The organism is Catellatospora methionotrophica, from assembly GCF_011297335.1.
In the GTDB taxonomy this organism is placed as follows: Bacteria; Actinomycetota; Actinomycetes; order Mycobacteriales; family Micromonosporaceae; genus Catellatospora; species Catellatospora methionotrophica.
On the sequence record NZ_JAAOTJ010000001.1, the window covers coordinates 51,600 to 69,609 of the forward strand.

The 18,010-nt window shown below is 70.9% G+C and carries 16 protein-coding genes; 7 read left to right on the forward strand and 9 right to left on the reverse strand.

Going from position 1 to position 18,010, the window contains the following annotated elements:
- Positions 1 to 83: 83 nt before the first annotated feature.
- Positions 84 to 1,412 carry a VldE C-terminal domain-containing protein gene (locus HAV40_RS00310; protein ID WP_166377797.1) on the reverse strand — a complete coding sequence of 443 codons (1,329 nt, stop codon included), beginning with the start codon at positions 1,410 to 1,412 and terminating at the stop codon, positions 84 to 86.
- Between the two features lie 186 nt (positions 1,413 to 1,598).
- Between HAV40_RS00310 and HAV40_RS00315 the strand changes: the two genes are divergently transcribed.
- On the forward strand, positions 1,599 to 2,930 hold the full coding sequence (locus HAV40_RS00315) for an SMI1/KNR4 family protein (protein WP_166377799.1): 1,332 nt from the start codon (positions 1,599 to 1,601) through the stop codon (positions 2,928 to 2,930).
- Positions 2,931 to 3,032: 102 nt separating this feature from the next.
- On the opposite strand, the gene HAV40_RS00320 is transcribed toward HAV40_RS00315, so the two are convergent.
- The gene (locus HAV40_RS00320; RefSeq protein WP_166377801.1) at positions 3,033 to 4,139 is read right to left on the reverse strand and encodes a peptidoglycan DD-metalloendopeptidase family protein; all 1,107 of its coding nucleotides are present in this window, start codon (positions 4,137 to 4,139) and stop codon (positions 3,033 to 3,035) included.
- 313 nt (positions 4,140 to 4,452) lie between these two features.
- On the opposite strand from HAV40_RS00320, the gene HAV40_RS00325 reads away from it, so the two are divergent.
- Complete coding sequence (locus tag HAV40_RS00325) at positions 4,453 to 5,628, forward strand: RCC1 domain-containing protein (protein WP_166377803.1); 1,176 nt, start codon at positions 4,453 to 4,455, stop codon at positions 5,626 to 5,628.
- Between the two features lie 51 nt (positions 5,629 to 5,679).
- Here the strand turns inward: HAV40_RS00325 and HAV40_RS00330 are convergent, their stop codons facing one another.
- Positions 5,680 to 6,945 (reverse strand): sensor domain-containing phosphodiesterase, encoded by a 1,266-nt coding sequence (locus tag HAV40_RS00330; protein WP_166377805.1) that lies wholly within the window; start codon positions 6,943 to 6,945, stop codon positions 5,680 to 5,682.
- Positions 6,946 to 7,472: 527 nt separating this feature from the next.
- Between HAV40_RS00330 and HAV40_RS00335 the strand changes: the two genes are divergently transcribed.
- Positions 7,473 to 8,486 carry an FUSC family protein gene (locus HAV40_RS00335; RefSeq protein ID WP_166377807.1) on the forward strand — a complete coding sequence of 338 codons (1,014 nt, stop codon included), beginning with the start codon at positions 7,473 to 7,475 and terminating at the stop codon, positions 8,484 to 8,486.
- A gap of 150 nt (positions 8,487 to 8,636) precedes the next feature.
- On the forward strand, positions 8,637 to 10,118 hold the full coding sequence (locus HAV40_RS37880) for a cutinase family protein (RefSeq protein WP_205694000.1): 1,482 nt from the start codon (positions 8,637 to 8,639) through the stop codon (positions 10,116 to 10,118).
- A gap of 120 nt (positions 10,119 to 10,238) precedes the next feature.
- On the opposite strand, the gene HAV40_RS00345 is transcribed toward HAV40_RS37880, so the two are convergent.
- The 6 genes from HAV40_RS00345 to HAV40_RS00370 form a co-directional block, all read right to left on the reverse strand.
- On the reverse strand, positions 10,239 to 10,790 hold the full coding sequence (locus tag HAV40_RS00345; RefSeq protein ID WP_166377809.1) for a type 1 glutamine amidotransferase domain-containing protein: 552 nt from the start codon (positions 10,788 to 10,790) through the stop codon (positions 10,239 to 10,241).
- A 184-nt stretch (positions 10,791 to 10,974) separates the two neighbouring features.
- A complete protein-coding gene (locus HAV40_RS00350) occupies positions 10,975 to 11,280 on the reverse strand; it encodes an SDR family oxidoreductase (protein WP_308441025.1) in 306 nt (101 codons plus the stop codon).
- Between the two features lie 78 nt (positions 11,281 to 11,358).
- Positions 11,359 to 11,631 (reverse strand): hypothetical protein, encoded by a 273-nt coding sequence (locus HAV40_RS00355; RefSeq protein ID WP_166377811.1) that lies wholly within the window; start codon positions 11,629 to 11,631, stop codon positions 11,359 to 11,361.
- A gap of 148 nt (positions 11,632 to 11,779) precedes the next feature.
- Positions 11,780 to 12,784 (reverse strand): SDR family oxidoreductase, encoded by a 1,005-nt coding sequence (locus HAV40_RS00360; protein WP_275413477.1) that lies wholly within the window; start codon positions 12,782 to 12,784, stop codon positions 11,780 to 11,782.
- A 195-nt stretch (positions 12,785 to 12,979) separates the two neighbouring features.
- Positions 12,980 to 14,209 (reverse strand): flavin-containing monooxygenase, encoded by a 1,230-nt coding sequence (locus HAV40_RS00365; protein WP_166379986.1) that lies wholly within the window; start codon positions 14,207 to 14,209, stop codon positions 12,980 to 12,982.
- Positions 14,210 to 14,222: 13 nt separating this feature from the next.
- Positions 14,223 to 14,771, reverse strand: coding sequence for an OsmC family protein (locus HAV40_RS00370; RefSeq protein WP_166377815.1), 549 nt, complete (start codon positions 14,769 to 14,771; stop codon positions 14,223 to 14,225).
- Between the two features lie 82 nt (positions 14,772 to 14,853).
- On the opposite strand from HAV40_RS00370, the gene metX reads away from it, so the two are divergent.
- The 3 genes from metX to HAV40_RS00385 are packed head-to-tail and all read left to right on the forward strand — an operon-like array spanning position 14,854 to position 17,911.
- Positions 14,854 to 16,101, forward strand: a complete 1,248-nt coding sequence (gene metX / locus HAV40_RS00375; protein WP_166377817.1) for a homoserine O-acetyltransferase MetX — start codon at positions 14,854 to 14,856, stop codon at positions 16,099 to 16,101.
- A complete protein-coding gene (locus tag HAV40_RS00380) occupies positions 16,098 to 17,432 on the forward strand; it encodes an O-acetylhomoserine aminocarboxypropyltransferase/cysteine synthase family protein (RefSeq protein WP_166377819.1) in 1,335 nt (444 codons plus the stop codon). Before metX ends, HAV40_RS00380 begins: the two co-directional genes overlap by 4 nt.
- Positions 17,429 to 17,911, forward strand: a complete 483-nt coding sequence (locus tag HAV40_RS00385; RefSeq protein ID WP_166377821.1) for a CoA-binding protein — start codon at positions 17,429 to 17,431, stop codon at positions 17,909 to 17,911. The genes HAV40_RS00380 and HAV40_RS00385 overlap by 4 nt, the downstream gene beginning before the upstream one ends.
- Positions 17,912 to 18,010: the final 99 nt, after the last annotated feature.

The following is an 18,010-nucleotide window of genomic DNA, read 5'->3' on the forward strand; positions in this document are numbered from 1 at the left end:
GAGATGCGGTTCGGTGTCCCCGGATCCGGGGACGCCGCTGCGGCGGGTCCGGCCGCGGCGGCGGCCGGACCCGCGCCACGGACCTACATCGTGTACAGGATCTTCAAGCTGTTCAGGGTCAGCGCACTGACCCTGCTGCCGCCGACGCCGGTGGACAGGTTGCGCCAGCCGTTGGCGCTGTGCGCCTCGTGCACGACCCCGCCGGCCACCGTGTAGATGTACTTGACGCCGTTGAGCGTCGTGGCCGCCAGCGCCGCGTCGCTGACGCCGGCGATGCCGGTCCACAGGTTCTGCCAGCCCGCGTTGCTCGCCGCCTCGAACACCTGGCCACCGCGTACCGTGTAGATGATTTTGACGCCGTTGAGGGTCGTCACCGCCACCGACGTGGCAGGGACGCCCGTGGACAGGTTGCGCCAGCCGTTGGCGCTGTGCGCCTCGTGCACGACGCCGCCGACCACGGTGTAGATGTACTTCACGCCGCCGAGGCTGATCACCGACAGGGTGTTGCCGCTGGCCCCGGTGATACCGGTGGAGATGTTGCGCCAGCCGTTGGCGCTACTCGCCTCGTGCACGACACCGCCGACGACCGTGTAGACGTACTTCACCCCCTCGTGGACCATCGCGGCGACCGCGCCGCCGTCCACGCCGCCGATGCCGGTCCACAGGTTCCGCCAGCCGGCGTTGCTCGCCGCCTCGAACACCTGGCCGCCGCGCACGGTGTAGATGTACTTGACGCCGCCGGCGGTGAAGGTGGATACGGCGCTCCCGCTGACCGGGCCCGTGCTGCCGCTCACCGGCAGGGGCTGCCAGCCGCTGCTGCCGCCACCCGCCTCGTAGACCTGGGCCGCCGCCGAACGCCACCAGCTGGTCTGCTTGAGCGCACCGGCCCAGCTGAAGCTGAAATGGATGTGGTTGGTGTGGCAGTCGCTGGGGTCGCCGCTGCACGAGTAGTTCTGCCAGCCCGCGTACGGATCGGACGCGTACCAGATGCGCCGGTTCCAGATGATGTACATGACGCCCAGGCGGCGGGCGTTGGCGTTGGCGTTGCCGTACCGGTCGGTGGTCAACAGCCAGTTCAGGATGTCATCGGCGACGGCCCGCTGACCGCCGTCGTTGTAGTTCAGCACGTAGTCGAGGGCCCGGCCCTCCTTATGCTCGCTCTGCCCGCCGTCGTTGCAGGCGCGCCCGATGCCGGAGTTGCGCCAGCCATAGGTGGCGTTGAGGATGTCACGGAATCCGGCGACGCCGGGCTTCTCGCTGGCGTCGCAGGTGCGCTGCCCGTCGTAGGCGGCGTAGGCGTCGATGGACGGCCCGAAGTCGGGCGTCGCCGGCGCCGCCGTCGCGGAGGAGGGCACCGCGATGACAGAGGCGAGCATGGCGGCGACGAGCAGTGCTCTGAGGGGTGTCTTCACAGCCGGGTCTCCAAGTGTCGTTCAGGGTTACCGAACTCACCGTGCTATTACGGCTGCGGATGCTACGGCGGTGCGCGTACAACCCGTGCACAACGGCATCGGGCACAGGCCGGCAAGCAGTCAGCCTCCTCGATCGCCCGAGGTGGTCGCGGGCGAGTGTGGCCGCGCTGCCCCTACCATCGACTGATGATCGACACTGCGTTGTTCCAGGCCGATGCATGGCGTCCGTTCGTCGCCGCGCTGCGCGACGGTATGCCCCCCGAGGCGGAGCAGGCCGAGTTCCGCGGCACGATGTCGCCGGGCGGGTTCGGCGGCTCCATCACCTACGACGGCGACCACCGCCGCGCCGGGCGGGCAGCGGAGCCCGGTGAGCGGCCGACGGACCGGCTCCGATCGCTGGGCGCGCTGACCGGAGGACAGACCGTCGCGGTACGCGTCGTCACCACCCGCGCGGGCACGGCGGTGGTGAGCATCGTCGCCGCCACGCCGCAGGTTTCGTTCGGGATGGGCAGCGACCTGCTGGAGGACGTGCACCTGGTCGCCGGAGCCCACCCGGAGCCGTACCGCCGCGAACCGGTCCGCCACGACGTAGCCGCCTCCGCGGGCGCCGACGCGGGCACGGTCACCGCACTGGTCCGGCAGCTGCTGCCGGACGCGCGCCCGGCCGACCCGGTCGAGCTTGCCGCGGCCGAGGCCGACCTCGGCACCGCACTGCCCGACGACGTACGGGCCCTGTTCCTCGCCGCGGCCGAGGGCACCCTGATCCTGCAGCCCGCCGACGGCGAGCGCTTCTACGGCCTTCGGATCGTGCCACTGGCCGACGCCGACGCCCGCGCCTACCTGGAACCGCGGGCCCGGTACCTGTCCTGGAGATACGGCGCGACCGAGGTCGTCGCCCCCGACCCGTACGGCCGGGTACAGCAGCTGGCGGCCTCACCGGCATGGTTCGTGGTCGGCGACGACGGCGGCGGCAACCTGTACGTCGTCGACCTCGCCCCCGGGCCGCAGGGAACGATCGGACAGGTCCTGTTCGTGGATCACGAGCTGTCGGCCGGCGCACGCTGGCTGGCACCCTCGCTGACCGAACTGCTCACCGACCGGCCCGCCACGTTGGCGAAACCGGGTCCCGACGACGCGCTGCTGGTACGGGTCGGCGCGCGCACCGGCAGGACGCTCGCCGATGTCCAGCCGGCGACCGAGGTGCTGTACGTCAGAGTCGCGGCTGCGCCCTGCGACCTGTCCGGGTTGTCCGGTCACCGGCTGCGCACCCTGGTCACCGAAGCCGCCGCCGTCGCGGACCTCTCCGCGGTCACCGCGCTGCCCGCGCTGGAATACCTGGAGCTCGACGTCGCGGGCTGGCAGCAACTGCTGCGCGACGGGCAGGTCCCCACGACGCTGCTGGCCGCCGGTCTGCGTGGGCGTGCCGGGTGGACGGACACGGTCGGGGTCGTCAACGCGCTGCTGGCGGCCTGGCGGCAGGAGCCGATCGCGGTTATCGACGTCGCAGTGCAGCTGTGAACGCTGGTCCGCGACGCGGGTTCGGAGACCTGCCCGGTGCCTGCGCGCGGCACCGAGCTGTCATCGACGTCGCCGAAGCCGACGTGGTGCGGTTCGTGGAAGTCAGCACCAGCCGTTGACCGCGCCGCTCACGCCCGTCCACAGGAACGCGTCGGACACCCACGTTCCGTCGGTGAGGCGGTTCCACAGCGCGGTGGCGCCGTACCGGCCGGTGTGGGTGGTTCCGTTCGCCGAGCAGGAGATGCCCACGGTCGCGCCGTCGCTGAGCGAGCCGACGGCGGCGTAGCCGCTGCCGGGGCCCGAGCGCCGGTTGAGCGTCCCGCCGCCGTTCGCGTCGACGATCCCCTGGGTGAAGCCGAGGACACCGTAGTTGTAGACGCCGCTGCCAGGGCCCGCCCAGGCCGATCCGTGGCGGGCCCCACCCTGGTAGGCAGACCCTCCGACGAACACCCATTTGCCGATGCCGTGGTCGGCTATCGGAACGTAGGCGCCGTTCTGGCGCAGCCCGAAGTGCACGTGGCGACCCAGCGCCGAGCCGCCGCAGGTGACGTCGGTGCCGGTGTATCCGAGGAACGCCCCCTGCGCGACGGCCGCTCCGTCGACGGAGACGTTGCTCCACAGGTGGTAGTAATCGGTGGCGTAGCCGCGGTCGTGGATGACGCGGATCCATCCCTGGCACATGGTGTAGGCGGTGCCGCCCCGCGCGGCCCGCACGATCTGGTCGCCGCCGGCGAGGTCGACAGAGCTGAACGGCGATTCGCCGCCGCCCCAGCCGTGTGGTCCGCCCGACAGCGTCCAGGTCTGCCCGGTGGCGAACGGCAGCGCCATTCCGGTGCGGAGGTCCCCGCCCGCCAGGGCCGGGCCGGGAGTGCCGAACACCTGCCGCTCGGCCTGCGTGACCGTCGGCGACTGTGCGGCCAGGGCGGCGAAGGCGGTCTCGCCGTCGAACACTATGCGCCACCGGCCCGCTTCGACACGCGCCAGGAAGATGGACCCGGTCGGGTGGGCGTCGCCGGTGTGTGGTGCGACCAGGACGGCGGTGCCGAAGGCCCAGTCGCCATGTCGGCGGCTGACGGTGACCCGGACGTCGCCGGCAGTCGCGCGGAGATCTGCCGAGTCGCCGGCCTGGGTGAGCAGCCGCTCGGTGACCGCCTCGACCACCGTGGCGTCGCTTCGCGGCGTGGCCTGCGCCACCGTCGGCGAGACCATGGCCAAGCTCGCTACCAGCAGTAAGGACAGGCCACCGCACTTCCACGGCGCAGCAGGCGTTCCCGACTCCCGCACAAATAGATTCATCACCATCACTTTAAAGTAAAGCCGGGTCCGAAGGTTGTCTACCTCAGACAATCGATCGAAGAAGAAAAAATTCTTCGACAGGCTGAGCCGTATCCCGCCGGCCTCGCCGCCCACTCGGGTGCTCCCGCTGATGAAACTTTCATCCGGCCACCTCGTGGTCCCCTGCGGATCGACCAGATCCGTCGTGGCGCTTGACTTGCCAGACGGCGGATTCTGCAATGGACGGATGACACCCCTGTCCGCTGTAGCCGCGTCTTCTGCCCGGCGGCACCGACTGCGCGGCAGGCTGGCCGCGGTGCTCGCGACGATCCTCGGCGCTGCGATCGCGGTGGTCGTCCCGGCCACACCCGCGTCGGCGGCGACGACCTGGATACAGCTGTCGGCCGGGTATCGCCACAGCTGCGGGATACGGGCCGACCGTACGCTGTGGTGCTGGGGTGACAACGTCGACGGCCAGCTCGGCGTCGGTGGCACCGAGCGGCGCACCACCCCGGCTCAGGTCGGCAGCCAGAGCAACTGGGATTCGGTCGCGGCGGGGGCGATCCACACCTGCGCACTGAAAATCGACGGCACCCGGTACTGCTGGGGTGACAACGACTCCGGGCAGCTAGGGCTGGGCGATCAGACCATGCGGACGGGGCCGCGCCGCGTCGTCGGCGAATCCGCCTGGCTGTCGCTGTCGGCCGGCAGCGGCTTCACCTGCGGAGTCCGCGCGGACCGCGGCGTGTTCTGCTGGGGAGAGAACTCCCACGGCCAACTCGGCGTCGGCGACAGCACCGACCGCCTGTTGCCGACGCAGACCGGCAGCCAGTTCAACTGGTCCACCGTGTCGGCCGGGGCCTTCCACGCCTGCGGCCTCAAGATCGACGGCACTCGGTACTGCTGGGGTTGGAACATCCACGGCGAGCTCGGGGTCGGCGACTTCACCCCTCGCGACTCGCCGACCCGGCTGCTCGGCGAGACCGGGTGGTTCGCTCTGGAGGTCGGCTCGCATTTCACCTGTGGCATCGACACGGCCACCCGCCTGCACTGCTGGGGCACCAACGAAAGCAGCCAGCTGGGGCTGGGGGCGAGCGTCCTGCGGCGGGAGGTGCCGACCCAGGTCGGAACCTCGACCGGCTGGAACCAGATCGCGCCGGGCAGTTTCCACACCTGCGGCACCCGTGGATTGACCCGGTTGTGCTGGGGAAGCAATCACAGGGGACAGCTCGGCCTCGGCGACTTCGACGACCGGGACACCCCCGTCGGCGTCATCGACGGTCCATGGCAGTTTCTCAGCTCGGGCTCCGGGACCACCTGCGGGGTCAGCAGCGGCTCCGGCTACTGCTGGGGAGCCAACGACACGTACGCCCTGGGCATCGGCGACAACATCACCCGCTTCCGGCCGACACGCCTGGCGTGACACCCGACGCGCTCCCCTCCCCCGCGCTGACCGCGCCTCGGGCCGCTCACCTCATGGCTGTCGGTCCAGCCGCTCCAGCAGGCTGTGAGCTGCTTCGGCCAGCAGCGCCCGGTCGTAGGTGACGATCGCATCGAACTGCCGGTGCAGTTCGCTGCCGGCCGTGGTGGGCAGTTCCCTGGCGAGCAGCCCGCCGGCGAAGTAGCTGTCCATGACGATCAGCGTCCATTCGCCGACCAGCGGATCGTCTGCCGCCAGTGGCACGCCGCGCAGTCTCGGGGCCGGGCCGGGTGTGATGCCGTGGGCGAACACCGCGATGAACGCCCCATCGTCGGCCCACGCCGTGTACCGGGCGCGCACACGTGCCCCGAAGTGGGCGTCGTGCTGGAACGCCGCGAGCAGGACCATGGCTTCGGGGGCGCGGGAGGCCATGGTCTCCAGGCGGGTGCTCACGGGGATCAGCGTCTGCTTGGTCGCGCGGGTCGCGTCGCGGTGGCCGTTGACGATCTCGAACGGGGTCGCGTCCCTGGCGCTGGGCCAGGTGCCGCGGGGCAGGTACGGGCCGGGTGGTTCATGCCGGGCCGGTAGTGGGCCGGGGCGGCCGAACAGCCAGCCCTGGCCGTGGGTCGCGCCCATGGCCAGGGCCGTCGCGCGGTGGTGCGGCGTTTCGATGCCTTCGGCGAGCACGATCGCGCCCGTCCGCGCCGACTGCGCCCGGACTGCCCGGACCACCTGGTCCGCCACGGTGGTGTCGGGGTGCTGGACGATGCCGCGGTCCAGTTTGATCACCTCGGGATTGAGCAGCGACATGAGCGCCAGGCTGGCCGGATTGGATCCGACGTCGTCCAGGGCCATTCGTGCGCCGCGGCCGCGTACCCGGGCCATCAGCATCATCAGCGCCGCCGGATCCGCGCCGAGGAACCGCTCCGTGACCTCCGCGACCACCTGCAGGCGCTCGGCGCCGGCGTCGATCGAGGCGGTCAGGTCAGACGGGCAGCGGGTCCGCAAGGTGGCCGGCTCGACGTTGACGAACAGCGGCATCTCGTACGGCAGCCCTGCCTGCAGCGCCCGGCGAAATGCCATGGCTCGCGCGGCCCAGTCCAGTTCTCCCAGGCGGCCGGTCCGCAGGGCCTGCCCGAACAGTGCCGCCGGGGACTCGAACGCCGAGCCGGCCGGTCCCCGGATCAGCGCCTCGTAACCGGCGACCTTGCCGGTCGCCAAGACGACGATCGGCTGGTAGACCGGATACAGCAGTCGGCACCGTAAGATCGTTTCGAACTCGGCGTCACGGTCGTGGCCGCGACAAGGAGATTCGTCCATCCATGTCACCAACCTTCCACGTCGCCTACGGCCAGATCGAACGGGAGATCGGCGCCGAAAGTTCGCGATGAGGATCACGACGCCCATCCGTGAAGATCACCGCTGTAGCGGTGCCGGCCGTGCTGGTGAGCAGGCGGTCATCAGTGAGGCCGAGCCTCTGTGCATCGACGGTCGGATCCCCTTCGGCAAGGTGCATGAGCACGCCGTACCCGGCGGACCCAGCTGGCAACCGCACGACAGCGGCACTGGACGGTACGAGCGTCGGCCAGCCCGGAAGCTATTTGGCGGTGGGCGGGTGGACGTGACCTGCGTTTGGTTCGCGCCGAGTGACAGCCACACCGTGTAAATCCGCCCTTTAATGCCTATTGCCGCTAACGTGAAGGTTTCGCGATCGAGGTGCGTGTCAGTGACGCGCATGGCAACGGAGGCCACACATGAGCGAGGCCGAAGTCTGATGCTGAGCGTGCTGTGTACGCCGGCGCTGCACGAGCTCAGCATTGCGGCCCCCGCCAAGCGCTGACAGCCCGATGAACGCAGCAGCCGCCGTCCCTGCTCCCGGTGCCGGCCACCGGCCTGCGAGCGGGTGGAAGTGGCGCAACGCCGTCCACGCCGCGCTCATCGTCGCGCCCGCGGTGGCGCTCATCGCGACCGGGCACGTGGTGCCCGGCGCCGCCGCGGCGATCGGCGTCCTACCGGCCGCGCTGGTGGGCATCACCCCAGCTCGCCGCGGACGCGTGCTGGCCGTCGTCATCGGCGCCGCTTTCGGCATCGGCATGATCATCGGATCGGTGCTCAGCCGGCAACCGGTGCTCGCCGTGGTGGCACTGTTCGCGATCGCGCTGCTCGCCGCGCTGGCCGCGGCCCGGCACCGCTGGGGCGTGCTGCTGCTCAACCTCGTCGTGCCCGCCGTCGCCATCGGGCTGAGCATCCCGCGGCCAGGTGAAGCGCTCACCCTGGCCGTGGTCATCGGGCTCGGCTCGCTGTGGAGCTGGCTGCTCGCGCTGGCCTGGCCCGCCCGGCCCGCCCCGGCCGCCGCCGGGCCGCCGCCGTTTCCCGACCGCGCAGCCGCAGCCCGCTACGGGGTGGTGCTCGGCCTGGCCGCCGCGATCGCCGCCACCAGCTCCCTGGCCCTGTCGCTGCCTCATCCCGGCTGGGCCGCAGCCGCCGTGCTGCTGGTCATGCGACCCGACGTCGGCCTGCTCACCTCTCGTGGCATCGGCCGAGCCCTGGCCACCATCGCCGGTGCCGCGACCGCCTACGCCGTCCTGGGCTGGTACCCGTCACCGCCACTGATAGCGGCCGTCACGGGCGTGTTCCTGGTCGGCGTCATCGGAGCGGGCACCAGCCGGCGCTACATCACACCGCTGGCCACGGCGTTCATCGCCCTCACCATGATCCTCTACGGCACCGCCGGCCAGTCCGAGATCCGCGACACCTTCTGGCTGCGCATCATGCAGAACCTCTACGGCGTGGTGCTGGCGGTCGGTTTCGGGGCCGTCGTGCTGCCCCTGTGGGACCGGCTCACGCGACCCAAGCCGTAGCACCCGGCCAGGCGCCCAGCTCGGCAGCATCAGGTCCCCAGTAACGCGCCCAGCCGAATGTATACGGGTTGTATGCCGGTCGTTCTACGGTGCCCGCGCCGTCGGCGCGGCCGGCGCGCGACGGGCCCCCCGACTATGCGAGGACCATTGATGCCACTGCCGTTCCACAGTCGCCTACGCTCGGCGGCTGCGCTGCTGGTGACCGCCTGCGCGCTGGTCGCGCTCGACGCCACCCCTGCGCAGGCCACCCGCAGCCCGCTGACCTGCGCGCCGGTCATCGTCATCGGTATCCGCGGCACCGACCAGGCCCCGGGCGCCTACAGCAACGATCAGGTGTACGCCTCGGACACCGGCGGATTCGGCACCACGGACCTGTCGACCGGCTACACCGTCACACAGGCGCCCACCGGGGCGCGGCGCGAGGCGCTGCGCTATCCCGCCACGTCGGTGGCTCCGATCTATCCCCTCAGCGTCGACGCCGGCAAGACCGCGCTGAAGGCCCGCCTGGAATGGTTCACCCAGACGTGCCCCAGCCAGCGATACGTGCTCATCGGATACTCCCAGGGCGCGCACGTCATCGGCGACACCCTGGTCTCCGGCCTGAGCGCGGCGACCAAAGCCCGTATCAAGGCCGTGGTCTTCTTCGCCGACCCGTCATACCGGGCAGGCGAGCCCTACAACTACGGCCTGGGCCAGAACAACGGCACCTTCGCCCGCAGCCCGGGACAGCTGAGCGAGTTCAGCTCACGCATCCGCTCCTACTGCTTCCCCAAGGACAGGTTCTGCCAGAACGACATCACCGACACGACGGTCCACAACAGCAGCTACAGCACCGCCTACGTCCAGCAGCACGCCACCGACTGGATCCTCGGGCGGCTGGGCCCGCCGCCGGTCGCCAACCGTGACCACGTCTCCGACTGGAGCGGCGACGGCGCGGCCGACGTGCTGGGCGTCAACGCCGCCGGCGACCTGTACTACTACCCGAACAACGGCCTGACGCTGTCGGCTCCGACGCAGCTCGGCTTCGGCTGGGCGACGTTCAAACACGTCATGGCAGCGGACTGGAGCGGCGACGGAGCCGCCGACGTCCTCGGCGTCGACGCCGCAGGGCTGCTCTGGTACTACCCGCACAACGGCTCAGGGCTGTCCGCACGCGTCCAGCTCGGCAACGGGTGGGCGAGCTTCCGCCACGTCATGGCAGCGGACTGGAGCGGCGACGGAGCCGCCGACGTCCTCGGCGTCGACGCCGCAGGGCTGCTCTGGTACTACCCGCACAACGGCACCGGCCTGTCCGCACGCATCCAGCTCGGCAACGGGTGGGCGAGCTTCCGCCACGTCGTCGCCGCCGACTGGAACGGTGACGGCGTCGCCGACGTGATCGGCGTCGACGCCGGCGGCAACCTCTGGTACTACCCTCACGACGGGCTCGGCTTCGCCGCACCGGTGCAGATCGGCAGCGGATGGGCATCGTTCATGCACGTCAACGCCAGCGACTTCAACGGCGACCGGCTGGCCGACGTGCTCGGCGTCGATGGCAACGGCGTTCTGTGGCACTACCCGCGCAACGGTGTGAACCTGTCCGCGCCCCGGCAGCTCGGGTATGGCTGGGGCACCTTCCCCCACGTCATGTAGACGCCTGACGCCGACCGCCGCCCGAACTCGCTCGGTTCGGGCGGCGGTCAAGGCGGCAGACGGCGGCACACGCCCGGTCAGTCCGGACCGCGTCGCGCGCCGACGGCCGTCCAGCGCTGCTCAGATCTTGTCGAGTCGGCGTACCAGCTCCTCGCAGAACCTCGGCAGGTCATCCGGCTTACGGCTGCTGATCAGCGTGAACGGGCCTGTATCGTCCACGATCAGCTCCTCGTCCGCCCAGTCCGCACCTGCGTTGCGGAAGTCGGTGGCCATGCTCGGCCACGAGGTGATCCGGCGTCCACGCACCGCGTCGACGTCGACCAGGATCCAGCCGCCGTGGCAGATCACCGCGACCGGCCGTCCTGTGTCGAGGAATCCACGTACGAAGTCGCGGGCGGGCTCCTGCCAGCGCAGCAGGTCACCGTTGGGCACGCCGCCGGGCAGCACCAGCGCCGCGAACTGCGCGGGGTCGGCCTCGGCCGCTGTCTGGTCCACCGAGAACGTGTCTCCGGGCGTCAGATGGTGGTATGCCTGCACACTGCCGGACTCCGGTGAGATCAGCTTCGGGGTCGCCCCCGCGTCCTGGACCGCCTGCCAGGGGTCGGTCAGCTCCACCTGCTCGATGCCCTCCTTCGCGACGAGGAAGGCGACGTTCCTGCCATTGCCGTTCATGTCCACCTGCTTCCGGTCGATTCCGGTGTGGCGTACCCCCGCTGAACTCACCGAAACGCGGCAAAGCGCCAATCGACACTTACGACCCGTTCGACCACACATGGGCTTCGAGTACCAGTGGCAGGATGTCGTCGACCCGGTGGCGCACGTTGGCCTGCGGCCGGCGTCGGCTGCGGGGAGCCTGTCAGAGGATCGGTTTTCCGCCGGTCACCGCGATCATCGCGCCGGAGATGTAGCTCGCCTCGTCGGAGGCCAGCAGTACGAACACCGGGGCGACCTCCTTGGGCTCACCGGGGCGGCCCAGCGGAGTGTTCTTGCCGAACTCCTCGACCTGCTCCGGCGGCATGGTGGACGAGATCAGCGAGGTCCAGATCGGCCCGGGGGCGACGATGTTGACCCGGATCTTCCGGTCGCCGAGCAGCTGCGCCAGGCCGGCGGTGCGCTCGGTTCGCGAAACAGTCGGTCCTCCCGGCGCACCGATGCATGGCACCGGAAGAACGAACGAGGGCGAACATGTCTGCTCTGGTCCCCGTCTCGGTGCCGGCCTAATCGCGCCCGTGGCACCTGTTCAAGCAGCGTGGCGGCCTTTTTCGTGATCCGGCGGGTCTACCGGCGCCGCGATCGCCGTGGGTATGTCCCCGGTGTCGCCCGGCGTGGTGCGCGCGGTTACCGCACCCTCACCAGAGGTGGCCTGATCGGCGGGCTCGGCGAACCTCCCCGGCGGCTGTGCGAGATCATGCTGCAGGTGCGCAGCTTCCTCGCCCGCAACCTGCTTGTCCGGCGCGGAGGCCCTTTCAGCGACCTGGGCCTCATCGCTGTCATCATCGTGCGTGCTAGTCATTTCGCTCCCGTCCCGACGTCGCGCAGGCGTCGCCTCGCGCGCTTGATCGGGGTTGAAGTTCCCGCCGTCCCAGCGGGCAAACCTTCGGTTCGCATCCGGCGGGCGACGTGGCCCGCCGAGCCGAACGCGCGGGAGACACGGGAACCCCTCAGCGCCCGGTCCACTGCAGGGCGTGGACGTGACTCAGCCGGTCGCGTAGACGTAGTCGGTGGCGCAGTTGCGACAGCGCCACGCCCGGTATGCCGGCCAGGGCGGCCAGCGGCACCCGGCGTCCGCCGTCGACACGCCGGGGCTGCTCGACCGGGTTGACGAGGTTGCCCTCCCACGGTGGCGTCGGCGGCCCGAACTGAGCGGTCTGGCCGTACCAGACCAGTAACCGCTCGGCGACCGCCGGAGCCAGCCGCCACGACCAGGCCACCGTCGCGGCGGCGGGGCCGACCAGGCTCTGCCGGCGCGGGTGCTCCAGCAGACGCACGATGCGATCGGCGACGCGCTGGGGAGCGCCCATCGGACGGGGCGGGATGATCTCGCGGCCCATGTAGTTGGCAGCCCACGCGAACAGCGGTGTGTCAACCGACGACGGCAGGACCGTACACACCGAGATGCGATCCTCGCCGTCGGCGATCAGCTCCTGCCGCAGCGCGTCGGCCATCCCCTGCACCGCGTGCTTGGCCATCGAGTACGCGCCCAGAAACGGCAGTGACATCTCCGACAGCACCGAACCGACCATGATCAGCACCCCTCCCCCAGCGGTGCGCAGCCGCGGCACGACGGCCCGCGCGCCGTGCAGGTAGCCGAAGACGTCCACGTCGACAGTGCGGTGCACCTGGTCCAGCGGCAGGTCGAGCAGCCGCCCGTAGACGGCTACCCCGGCGTTGTTGACCCACGCGTCGATGCGCCCGAACTCGGCCTCGGCGGCTGCCGCGAGTCGCTCCACCGCATCGGGGTCGGCGGTGTCGGTCGGCACCTCCAACACCCGCGCGCCACGCAGCCGGCACCGCTGCCCTATCTGCGTGAGCCCGTGCGGGCTGCGGGCGGCGAGCACGATCCGGGCGCCCCGGCCCGCGAGGGTCAGCGCGGTGGCGGCGCCGATGCCGCTGGAAGCACCTGTGATCACGACGACGGACTCGTTCAACGATCTGGTCAATGGCATCCGGTGGCAGTACCCCGCCGAACCGTGGTCTAGTCGCTCCGATACCAAACCTGACCACTGCCATCGCGGCGCACCGGCACTACGACCGCCCGGCCGACGGCATCGCCGCCTGACGGCCCCCCGACGCGGCGCCGAGCCAACCGGAGCCGCGACGGGCCCGTACCCCTCCGTCTGCGCGCGCCGGACGCCAGGTCGTCAGAGGCGGGCAGCCAGATGGCCCGCGAGATGGTCGACCACGGCGCGGGCGTCGTCCTCGATGCCGTGGATGAAGGTGGACCGCCGCCGCCGTAGCAGGGGCAGACCCAGTGCGTACAGCCCCGGGCTGTCGACGACCCCGCCGTGGTGCCTGAGCCGGCCCTTGCCGTCGAGCACGGGCACGTCGAGCCAGCTGTAGTCCGGCCGGTATCCGGTCGCCCAGACGATCGTGCGGATCTCACCACGGGTCAGGTCGAGCTGCAACCGGGCCGAGTCAGCCAGCCGTGTGGGCGGGAACCGCTCGGGCGCGCCGTCCACACCTGTCGTACCGGCCCACTCGTCGAAGGTGTCCAGCAGCCGGTCCAGCTTCAGGTCCGCCAGTGCGACCACGTTGCGCAGCCCGCCGGAGAACAGCGCACGGCCGTCCCGCAGTCCCGCCAATCGGCCCACCAGCTCGACGCCCGACGCCGAGAGCGCGTCGAGGTCGAGGGTGCGCCGCTCGGGTGTCCCGATGAGCTGCGGCGAGGGCAGGCGGCGGGCCCGGTCGAGGTCGTCGACCTCGTCGTGGCGCTGATCCCATACGCCGCAGGCGTCCATCCACCACAGCACGTCGCGCCCGCGGTAGGTGCGCGGCAGCCGCACGTGCTCCCCCACGGACAGGACCACGGGCCGGCCGGACCGGCGCAGCTCGTCGGCCAGCTGCACGCCGGTCGCCGACGCGCCCACGACCAGCACGCCCCCGTCCGGCAGCAGGTCGGGCCAGCGGTAGTCGAACGGGGTCAGCTGGGTGACGGAGTCCGGCACGGCCTCACGCACCGACGGCACCACCGGCACGTTGCAGGCGCCGGTGGCGATCACCACCGCCCGGCACCGGATCGGACCGCCGCTGGTGGCGAGCTGGTACCCGCCGTCGACGCGGCACAGTGACAGGACCTCCGTGGCGGTTCGCACCGGAGCGCGCGACACCGTGGCGAAGCGCTCGATGAACGTGATCACCTCGCGCATCGACATGTAGCCGTCGCGGTCCGGGCCGTCGTAGTGAAGGCCCGGAAGGCGGCTCTGCCAGTTGGGGGTGAGCAGCCGCAGCGACTCCCAGCGTTCCCGGCGCCAGGAGTTCGCCACCTCGCCGCGTTCGAGCACGACGTGGTCGATCGCGCGCTCGCTGAGGAAGTGGCTCGCGGCCAGGCCCGCGTGCCCCGCGCCGATGACGACCGTGGTGACGCGCTCGATGACTCTGCCCTGCTCAGGCGACCGCGACGGTCACGTTGGTGGGGTTGGTGAGGGCGTCGAAGACGGCGGAGCGTTTCTGGGACTGCGCCACCAGCGCCTCGATCTCCTGCTGGGAGGCGTCGGCGTCGATCGTGAAGGTCACCTTGACGTCGTTGAAGCCGTTGCGGACGTCGCTGTCGACGCCGAGGATGCCCCGGATGTCGTGCTGGCCCTCCACCGTCGACTCGACGGAGCGGAGCTGGATGCCGCGGTTCTGCGCCACCGAGGCGACGCCCGCGGTCAGGCAGGAGGCCAGGCCGACGAGCAGGTACTCGATCGGGGTGATGCCGTTGTCCTCGGCGGCGAAGACGGCCGGGTGGTCGGCGTCGAACACCGTCTCGGTCTTGTGGCTCTGCTCCTGCCCGAGGCCGAAGAAGTTCTGGATGCGGGTCGTGCTGTGCACGCCGTTGCGCCAGGTCGAGGTGGCCCGCCAGGTGAACTGGGCCGCGTCGGGGGCGTCCTTGAGCGCCCCGCGGGCGTCGAGCAGTGCCTGGACGTTCACGCCGTTGTCGACGGTGGTCATGGGTGGTGCCCCTCTCGATCTTTACCCTACAATTCCTATCGGAGAGACCGACATTAACATCGACCGCCACGGAGGAACAGACATGATCGCGCCCGTGGGCCCGAACGCGACGGTCGCCGCCGGGTCCGTCGGCAGCACCGAGACGCGACACGTCGACCTGCCCCGGCCGGTCCCGCTGGACTGCGGGCGCGAACTGCATCCGGTCCGGATCGCCTACGAGACCTACGGCGTCCTGTCACCCGAACGGGACAACGTCATCCTGGTGTGCCACGCACTCAGCGGGGACGCCCACGCCGCGGGCCTCGCGTCCACGCCGCCGGAGGCCGGCACCCGCGACGGATTCGCCGCCGAGGCCCGCGACGGTGCGGCAGGCAAGGCACTGGGCTGGTGGGACGGGATGATCGGCCCCGGCAAGGCGTTCGACACCGACCGCTTCTTCGTCGTGTCCAGCAACGTGCTCGGCGGCTGCCGCGGCACCACCGGCCCCTCCTCGACCGACCCCGCGACCGGCGCACCGTACGGAACGGACTTTCCCGTGATCACCGTCGCGGACATGGTCCGCGCGCAGCGCGCGTTGCTCGACGAGCTCGGCATCACCCGGCTGGCGGCTGTCGCGGGCGGCTCGCTGGGCGGCATGCAGGCACTGCAGTGGGCGGTGCGGTACCCCGACCAGGTCGACGCGATCGTGGTCATCGCCAGCACACCCGCCCTGCACCCGCAGGGCGTGGCCTGGAACGCCATCGCCCGCGACGCGATCATGCGGGACCCGGCCTGGCAGGGCGGGCACTACCACGGCACCGGGCGGCAACCCGACGCCGGCATGGGCGTCGCGCGCATGGTCGGGCACATCACCTACCTGTCGGCGCCCGCGCTGGAGGACCGGTTCGGGCGGCGGCTGCAGTTCGCCGACGACATCCGGCACACCATCACCGAACCGGAGTTCGAGGTCGAGAGCTACCTGCGCCACCAGGCCGACACCTTCGTCAAACGCTTCGACGCCAACACCTACCTGTACACCTCGCGCGCCCTGACATACTTCGATCTGGCCCGCGAGCACGGCGGCGGCTCGCTCGACCGGGCGCTCGGCGGCGTCCTGGCCCGCACGCTGCTGATCGCGTTCAGCTCCGACTGGCTGTACCCGCCGGCCGCCTCGGAGCAGATCGCCGCTTCGCTGCGCGCGCTCGGCAAGCCCGTCGAGTACCACCTGATCGAGGCCCCGCACGGCCACGACAGCTTCCTGCTGGAGGAAGCGCGCCAGACCCCCGTCATCCGGCACTTCCTGACCGGAGCCGGAGCCGACTCATCGACGCCGAGGAAGAGGCACGAGTGACCAGCAGACTCCCCCGCACCGAGCAGGACCGCGCGTTCGGATTCGAGACCCGGCAGCTGCACGCCGGGCAGCGGCCGGACCCGAACACCGGCGCGCGCGCCGTGCCGATCTTCCAGACCACCAGCTACGTGTTCGAGGACCCGGAGTCGGCGGCGGCTTACTTCAACCTGCAGGAGTACGGCAACACGTACTCGCGCATCATGAACCCGACGGTCGCGGTGTTCGAGGAGCGCGTCGCCAACCTCGAAGGCGGCTGCGGCGCGGTCGCGTTCGCCAGCGGCATCGCCGCGCAGGCCGCCGCGCTGTTCACGCTGCTGGAACCCGGCGACCACGTCGTCTCCTCCAGCGCGCTCTACGGCGGGACGGTCAACCAGTTCAAGCACCTGCTGCGCAAGATGAACGTCGAACTGGCGTGGGTGGACCCCGACGACCCGCAGGCCTGGCGGGACGCGGTCCGCCCGAACACCAAGGCGTTCTTCGCCGAGACGATCGGCAACCCGGCCGGCAACGTGCTGGACATCGAGACCGTCGCGGCGATCGCGCACGAGCACGGGCTGCCGCTGGTCGTCGACAACACGTTCGCCACGCCGTACCTGTGCCGCCCGATCGAGTGGGGCGCCGACATCGTGATCCACTCTGCGACGAAGTTCATCGGCGGCCACGGCACCAGCATCGGCGGCGTGGTCGTGGAGGCAGGGACGTTCGACTGGTCCAACGGGCGCTTCCCGGTGATCGCGCAGCCGTCGCCCGCGTACCACGGACTGCAGTTCCACGAGACCTTCGGCATGTACGGCTACCTGATGAAGCTGCGCGCGGAGACCCTGCGCGACCTCGGCGCGGCGCTGTCACCGTTCAACGCCTTCCTGCTGCTGCAGGGGCTGGAGACGCTGTCGCTGCGGATGGACCGGCACGTCGGCAACGCCCGCGCCGTCGCAGAGTTCCTGGCCTCGCACGAACTGGCCGCGAACGTGACCTACGCCGGGCTGCCCGGCAGCCGGTACGAGCCACTGGTGCGCAAGTACCTGCCGCGGGGCGCGGGGGCGGTGTTCTCCTTCGACTGCGCCGGGGGCCGCGACGGCGGGCAGGACTTCATCCGCGGCGTGACGCTGTGGTCCCACCTGGCCAACGTCGGCGACGCGAAGAGCCTGATCATCCATCCGGCGAGCACCACGCACCGGCAGCTCGGCGACGCCGAGCTGCGCGCGGCAGGCGTGAGCGCCGGGACGGTGCGGCTGTCGGTGGGCACCGAGTCGGTCGACGACCTGGTCTGGGACCTGGAGCAGGGCTTCGCGAGCGTCACGGCGAACCTCGGCACGGCGGTGGCGGCATGAGCGACCTCAGCCGATACCAGGACCCGGCGACGATCCAGCAGGTGATCCACCGCGCGAAGACGATCGCGGTCGTCGGCCTGTCCGGCAACGAGCTGCGGGCCAGCTACTTCGTCGGCTACTACCTGCAGCGGCACGGCTACCAGGTCATCCCGGTCAACCCCCGCGAGACGCGGATCCTCGGCCAGACGTGCTACCCCAGCCTGCTCGACGTGCCCGTGGCGGTGGACCTGGTCAACGTGTTCCGCGCGCCTGACGCGCTGCCCGGCGTCGCCCGCGAGGCCGTGCGGATCGGGGCCGGGGCGCTGTGGTGCCAGTTCGGGGTCGTCAACGACGAGGGCAACGCCGTCGCGGCCGACGGCGGGCTCGATCTCGTGGTGGACCGCTGCCTCAAGATCGAGCACGCCCGGTACGTCGGCCGGATGCACTGGCTCGGCTTCAACACCCAGCGCATCACGTCTGTGCGCACCGGGCTGCAGTAGTGCCGGTGACCGTTTCCTCGACGGCGGGCGCATCGTGGAGCAGGGCCCACCCGAGCAGGTGCTCGGCGGGCCTCGCGAGCCGCGTACGCGGCAGTTCCT

What these genes read in the sequence shown, in the direction of transcription:
- HAV40_RS00315 (WP_166377799.1), top strand. Translation starts at nt 1,599, where the DNA reads ATGATCGACACTGCGTTGTTCCAGGCCGATGCATGGCGTCCGTTCGTC.
- HAV40_RS00320 (WP_166377801.1), bottom strand. Translation starts at nt 4,139, where the DNA reads ATGGTCTCGCCGACGGTGGCGCAGGCCACGCCGCGAAGCGACGCCACG.
- HAV40_RS00325 (WP_166377803.1), top strand. Translation starts at nt 4,453, where the DNA reads ATGACACCCCTGTCCGCTGTAGCCGCGTCTTCTGCCCGGCGGCACCGA.
- HAV40_RS00330 (WP_166377805.1), bottom strand. Translation starts at nt 6,945, where the DNA reads ATGGACGAATCTCCTTGTCGCGGCCACGACCGTGACGCCGAGTTCGAA.
- HAV40_RS00335 (WP_166377807.1), top strand. Translation starts at nt 7,473, where the DNA reads ATGAACGCAGCAGCCGCCGTCCCTGCTCCCGGTGCCGGCCACCGGCCT.
- HAV40_RS37880 (WP_205694000.1), top strand. Translation starts at nt 8,637, where the DNA reads ATGCCACTGCCGTTCCACAGTCGCCTACGCTCGGCGGCTGCGCTGCTG.
- HAV40_RS00345 (WP_166377809.1), bottom strand. Translation starts at nt 10,790, where the DNA reads ATGAACGGCAATGGCAGGAACGTCGCCTTCCTCGTCGCGAAGGAGGGC.
- HAV40_RS00355 (WP_166377811.1), bottom strand. Translation starts at nt 11,631, where the DNA reads ATGACTAGCACGCACGATGATGACAGCGATGAGGCCCAGGTCGCTGAA.
- HAV40_RS00360 (WP_275413477.1), bottom strand. Translation starts at nt 12,784, where the DNA reads ATGCCATTGACCAGATCGTTGAACGAGTCCGTCGTCGTGATCACAGGT.
- HAV40_RS00370 (WP_166377815.1), bottom strand. Translation starts at nt 14,771, where the DNA reads ATGACCACCGTCGACAACGGCGTGAACGTCCAGGCACTGCTCGACGCC.
- metX (WP_166377817.1), top strand. Translation starts at nt 14,854, where the DNA reads ATGATCGCGCCCGTGGGCCCGAACGCGACGGTCGCCGCCGGGTCCGTC.
- HAV40_RS00385 (WP_166377821.1), top strand. Translation starts at nt 17,429, where the DNA reads ATGAGCGACCTCAGCCGATACCAGGACCCGGCGACGATCCAGCAGGTG.